The following is a 5982-nucleotide window of genomic DNA, read 5'->3' as shown; positions in this document are numbered from 1 at the left end:
CTCGACTTCGGCGACGGCACCCCGGCCCTCACCCAGCCCCTGTCCGCGGGCCAGGCAACGACCACACACACCTACACCGACACCACCGGCAGCCCCTACACCGTCACCGCCACCTACAACGGCGACACGAACTTCACCGCCTCCACGGGGACGGACCTCCAGTCGGTGGGGCAGTCCTCGACCGCGACCGCCGTGTCCTCCGCACCCGACCCTTCGGCGGTGGGCGAGCCCGTGGCCGTCACCGCCACGGTCACGGCGGTCTCCCCGGGGGCGGGAACGCCAACGGGCACCGTCACCCTCGACTTCGGCGACGGCACCCCGACCCTCACCCAGCCCCTGTCCGCGGGCCAGGCAACGACCACACACACCTACACCGACACCACCGGCAGCCCGTACGCCATCATCGCCACCTACAACGGCGACACGAACTTCCTGACGTCCCTCGGCACCGACTCGCAGACCGTCCAGCCGGCCGCCACCGCGACCGCCGTGACCACCGCGCCCGACCCCTCGACGGTGGGCGACCCCGTGACCTTCACCGCCACGGTCACGGCGGTGCCACCCGGCGCGGGCGCCCCCACCGGGACGGTCACCTTCGACCCCGGGGACGGCACCCCGCCCCTCACCGCGCCCCTCTCCGGCGACACCGCGACCGCCACGTACACCTACACCGACACCGCGGGCAGCCCCTACACGGTCACCGCCACCTACCACGGCGATGTCGATTTCACCGCGTCCAGCGGCACCGACATCCAGACCGTCGAACCGGCCACCACCGCCACCGCCCTGGCCTCCGTGCCCGACCCGTCCAGCGTGGGGCAGTCCACGACGTTCATCGCGAAGGTCACCCCCGACACCCCGGGGGCCGGTTCGCCCACGGGCACGGTGACGTTCGAGTTCAGCGACAGCACGCCGCCCGTCACGGCGCCCGTGACCGGCGGCACGGCCACGGTGGCCCACACCAACCCGGAGTCGGCGACCACGTACACGGCCACGGCCACCTACAGCGGCGACACCAACTTCCAGCCGTCCTCGGCGGCGGACAGCCATCAGGTCGTCCATGGCGTGTCGGCCACGGTGGTGACCGCCTCGCCGTCCCCCTCGGTGACCGGCGAGACGGTGACCTTCACCGCGACCGTCGCGGCCGCGCCCCCCGCCTCCGGCACCCCGACCGGCACGGTCACCTTCGACTTCGGCGACGGCACCGCGCCCCTCGCCCTCCCCCTCACCGGCGGTTCGGCGACCACGGATCACGCCTACACCACCGCGGTCGGCAGCCCGTACACGGTCACCGCCACCTACGACGGCGACGCCAACTTCGTGGCGTCCGTCGGCACCAAGCTCCACACCGTCGACCCGGCCGCGACCGCCACCACGATCACCGCCACGCCCGATCCGTCCGTCACGGGCGAGCTGGTCACGGTCACCGTGGCCCCCACCGGGCCCGGCGCGGGCACTCCGACCGGACCGGTCACCATCGACTTCGGCGACGGCACCCCGCCGGTCACCGCCCAGCTCGTGGCCGGTTCGGCCACGGTCACGCATGCCTACGCCAGCACGGCCGGCAGCCCCTACACCATCGCGGCCGAGTACGGCGGCGACGCCGACTTCGCCCCGTCCGAGAACACCCTCGTCCACGCCGTCGCACCGGCCGCGACCACCACCGTCGTGACCTCGTCACCGACTCCGTCGGCGGTGGGCCAGACCGTCACGCTGATCGCGCGGGTGGCGCCGGTGCCGCCGGGCGCGGGCGCGCCGACCGGCACCGTGACCTTCGACTTCGGCGACGGCACCACGACCGCCACCACGCCGGTCGCCAACGGTGTGGCCACGACGACGCACGCCTACATCTCGACCGCCGGCAGCCCGTACACCATCACCGCCACCTACAGCGGTGACGACAGCTTCGCCACCTCCACCGGCACCACCGTCCAGCAGGTGGAGACGAACGTCTCCGCCACCGCGACGACGGTGAGCACCACCCCGGACCCGTCCGTCATCGGCGAGGCGGTGACCGTCTCCGCGACCGTGACGGTCCTCCCGCCCGCCGCGGGCACCGCCACCGGCACCGTCACCTTCGACTTCGGCGACGGCAGCACGACCGTCACCGTCCCGCTCACCGGCGACACGGCGACGACCAGCCATGCCTACGCCTCCACCGCGGGCAGCCCGTACACGATCATCGCCACCTACAGCGGGGACGACGACTTCACCGGGTCGACCGGGCTGGACATCCAGACGGTCACCCCGGCCTCGTCGTCCACGACGCTGAGCTCCGCGCCGAATCCGTCCGTGACCGGCCAGCCGGTCACCTTCACCGCGACCGTGGCGTCGGGGCAGCCGGGCGCGGGGACCCCGCCCGGCACGGTGACCTTCGACTTCGGCGACGGCACGCAGGCGGTCCGGGCGCCCCTCACCGGCGGAACCGCGATCGCCGTCCACGCCTACCCGGGCACCGCGGGCAGCCCGTACACCGTCACCGCCACCTACGACGGGGACGTGAGCTTCACCGGATCCACGGACACCCTCACCCAGACCGTGGACCCGGGGGCCACCTCCACCACCGTCTTCTCCTCGCCGGACCCGTCCCAGGTCGGCCAGCCCGTGACCGTCACCGCCAACGTGGCGGTCGTCGCCCCGGGTTCGGGCACCACCACCGGAACCGTCACCTTCGACTTCGGCGACGGCACTCCGCCGGTCACCGCCCCCAGCGTGGCCGGAGTGGCGGCGGTCACCCACGCCTATCCGGGGACGTCCGGCAGCCCGTACACCATCAGCGCCACCTACGGCGACGACGGCGACTTCGCGCCCTCCACCGGCACCGACGTCCACACCGTCCATCCGTCCTCGACCACCACCACGGTGACCGCCGATCCCGATCCGTCGGTGGCGGGCCAGGAGACGACCATCACGGCGACGGTCGCCCCGGTGCCGCCGGGGGCCGGGGTGCCGTCCGGCGCGGTCACCTTCGACTTCGGCGACGGCACGCAGGCGGTCGACGTGCCCCTGACCGGAGGGGCCGCCATCCTTACGCACACCTACACGAGCAGCCTCGGCAGCCCGTACACGATCACCGCGACATACGGCGGCAGCGACGACTTCCGGTCCTCGGTGGACACCGAGCCGCAAACGGTCCTGCAGTCCGCGACGACCACCACGGTGAGCGCCGCGCCGGAGCCGTCCGTCGTGGGCCGGCCGGTCTCCTTCACGGCGACCGTGGCGGCCGTGGCACCGGGCGGGGGCTCGCCGACCGGGACGGTGACGTTCGACTTCGGCGACGGCAGCACCCCGGCCGCGACCCCGGTCGTCGACGGCCTGGCGACGGCCGTGCACGCCTATACGACCGCGGCGGGCAGCCCGTACCCCGTCACCGCCACCTACGGCGGCAGCCCCGACTTCACGGGCTCCGGCGACCTCGTCACCCACTCCGTCGGCCGGGCCCTCACCACGACGGCGGTGGTCTCGGCGCCGGATCCGTCGGTGGCGGGCCAGCCGGTGACCATCACCGCCACCATCGCGGCCGTCGCACCGGGAGCCGGAACCCCCACCGGCACCGTCACCTTCGACCCCGGCGACGGCACCCCGGCCATCACCGCGCCCATGACCGCGGGCGTGGCCACCGTCACCCACACCTGGGCCGACACCTCGGGCAGCCCGTACACCATCACGGCGAACTACGGCGGCGACGCCGACTTCACCGCCTCCACCGGCACCGACACCCACACCGTCGCCCCGGCTTCCACCGACACCGATGTGGCCTCCTCGCCCGTTCCCTCGGTGACGGGCCAGCCGGTGACCATCACCGCCACCATCGCGGCCGTCGCACCGGGAGCCGGAACCCCCACCGGCACCGTCACCTTCGACCCCGGCGACGGCACCCCGGCCATCACCGCGCCCATGACCGCGGGCGTGGCCACCGTCACCCACGCCTACACCGACGCCTCCGGCAGCCCGTACACCATCACCGCCACCTACGACGGCGACGCGCACTTCCTCACATCCCTCGGCACCGACACCCAGACCGTGGGCCGCGCCTCGGCCACCATCGCCGTCAGCGATCTTCCGGAGCCGTCGGTCACGGGCCAGCCGGTGACGTTCCTCGCGAGGGTGGCGCCGGTCGCGCCGGGCGCGGGCGCGCCCACGGGCACGGTGACCTACGACTTCGGCGACGGTACGCAGACGGTCGACGTCCCGGTGACGGACGGTGTGGCGACGGCCGCGCACACCTACGCCACCGCGGCGGGCAGCCCGTACACGGTCACCGCCACCTACGGCGGGGACGCCCACTTCATCGGCTCGGTGAACACGGAAACGCATAGCGTCGAGCGGGCGTTGTCGACGACGACGGTGGACTCCTCGCCCAATCCGTCGGTCACCGGCCAGCCGGTGACCGTCACCGCCACCATCGCGGCCGTCGCACCGGGAGCCGGAACCCCCACCGGCACCGTCACCTTCGGCTTCGGCGACGGGACGGGGGCCGTCACGGCGCCGGTCACCCGCGGGGTGGCGACCACCATGCACGCCTATCCGATCGCCTTCGACAGTCCGTACACCATCACGGCGGACTACAGCGGCGACGCCGACTTCACCGCGTCCACCGGCACCGCCACCCAGACCGTGAACCCGGCCGCGACCATCACCACGGTGACCTCGACCCCCGACCCCTCGGTAGCCGGTCAGGCGGTGACCATCGGCGCCACCGTCGCACCGGCCGTACCGGGGGACGGCATCCCCACCGGCACCGTCACCTTCGACCCCGGCGACGGCACCCCGGCCGTCACCGCGCCGCTCGCCGACGGGGCGGCGAGCATCACCCACGCCTACCCGAGCACCTCCGGCAGCCCGTACACCATCACCGTCTCCTACAGCGGCGACGCCGACTTCACCGCCTCCACCGGAACCGACACCCAGACGGTCGGTCAGGCGGCCTCCGCCACTGCCCTGGTCACCTCTCCGGACCCGTCCGTGGCGGGCGAGCAGGTCACCTTCACCGCCAGGGTCTCCGCCGCGGCCCCGGGGACGGGCGGCCCGACCGGCACGGTGACCTTCGACTTCGGCGACGGCACGCCGACCGCCACCGCATCGGTCAGCGGCGGGGTGGCCACCGTGGCCCACCCCTACGCGACCTCGGTCGGCAGCCCCTTCACGGTCACCGCCGCCTACAGCGGCGACGCCGACTTCGCGCCCTCCACCGCCACCGGGACGCACACGGTGTCGGTGAGCGCCGCCACCACATCGACCACCCTGACCTCCTCCCCGGACCCCTCGGTGACCGGCCGGGCGGTGACCTTCACCGCGACCGTGGCGCCGACCCCGCCCGGTGCCGGGGTGCCCACCGGCACGGTGACCTTCGACTTCGGCGACGGCACGGCGACCGCCACGGCGTCGCTCTCCGCCGGGGTGGCGACCGTGGTCCACTCCTACACGACCGCGGTGGGCAGCCCGTACACGGTCACCGCCACCTACAGCGGGGACGTCAACTTCAGCTCCTCCGCGGGCACGGACCCCCAGACGGTCGCCCCGGCGTCCACGACCACGACGGTGTCCTCCGCGCCCGATCCCTCCGTGGTCGGGCAGCCGGTGGCCCTCACGGCGACGGTGGCCCCCATCGCCCCGGGGGCGGGGGTGCCGACCGGCACCGTCACCTTCGACTTCGGCGACGGCTCCCCGGTCGCGTCGGCCCCGCTGGCCGGCGGGGTGGCCACGATCAGCCACACCTATACGAGCGCCGGCGGCTTCACGGTGACCGCCACCTACGACGGCGGCCCCAGCTTCCTCTCGTCCAGCGGCACCGACGCCCGGACCGTGAACCAGGCGGCCACCACGACGGCGGTGGTCTCCGCGCCGGATCCCACGGTCAGCGGCCAGCCCGTCACCCTCACCGCGACGGTGGTGCCGAGCGCCCCGGGGGTGGGGGGGGGGGGCCGGCGGCGCCCCCACGCCCGGGGGGGCGCCGCCCCCCCCCCCCCCCCCCGCCGCGGC

The 5982-nt window shown here is 74.3% G+C and carries 1 protein-coding gene; it reads left to right on the top strand.

Annotation, left to right across the window (positions count from 1 at the left end; genetic code table 11):
• The coding region (locus ACFXB5_RS52000; RefSeq protein ID WP_385222719.1) for an Ig-like domain repeat protein at nt 1–5982 on the top strand (5982 nt) is incomplete at both ends.

This window comes from Streptomyces sp. NPDC059455 (genome assembly GCF_042750115.1).
Classification (GTDB): Bacteria; Actinomycetota; Actinomycetes; order Streptomycetales; family Streptomycetaceae; genus Streptomyces; species Streptomyces endocoffeicus.
The sequence above is the reverse complement of the archived record's forward strand: the minus strand, read 5'-3'. Positions and strand labels throughout refer to the sequence as shown.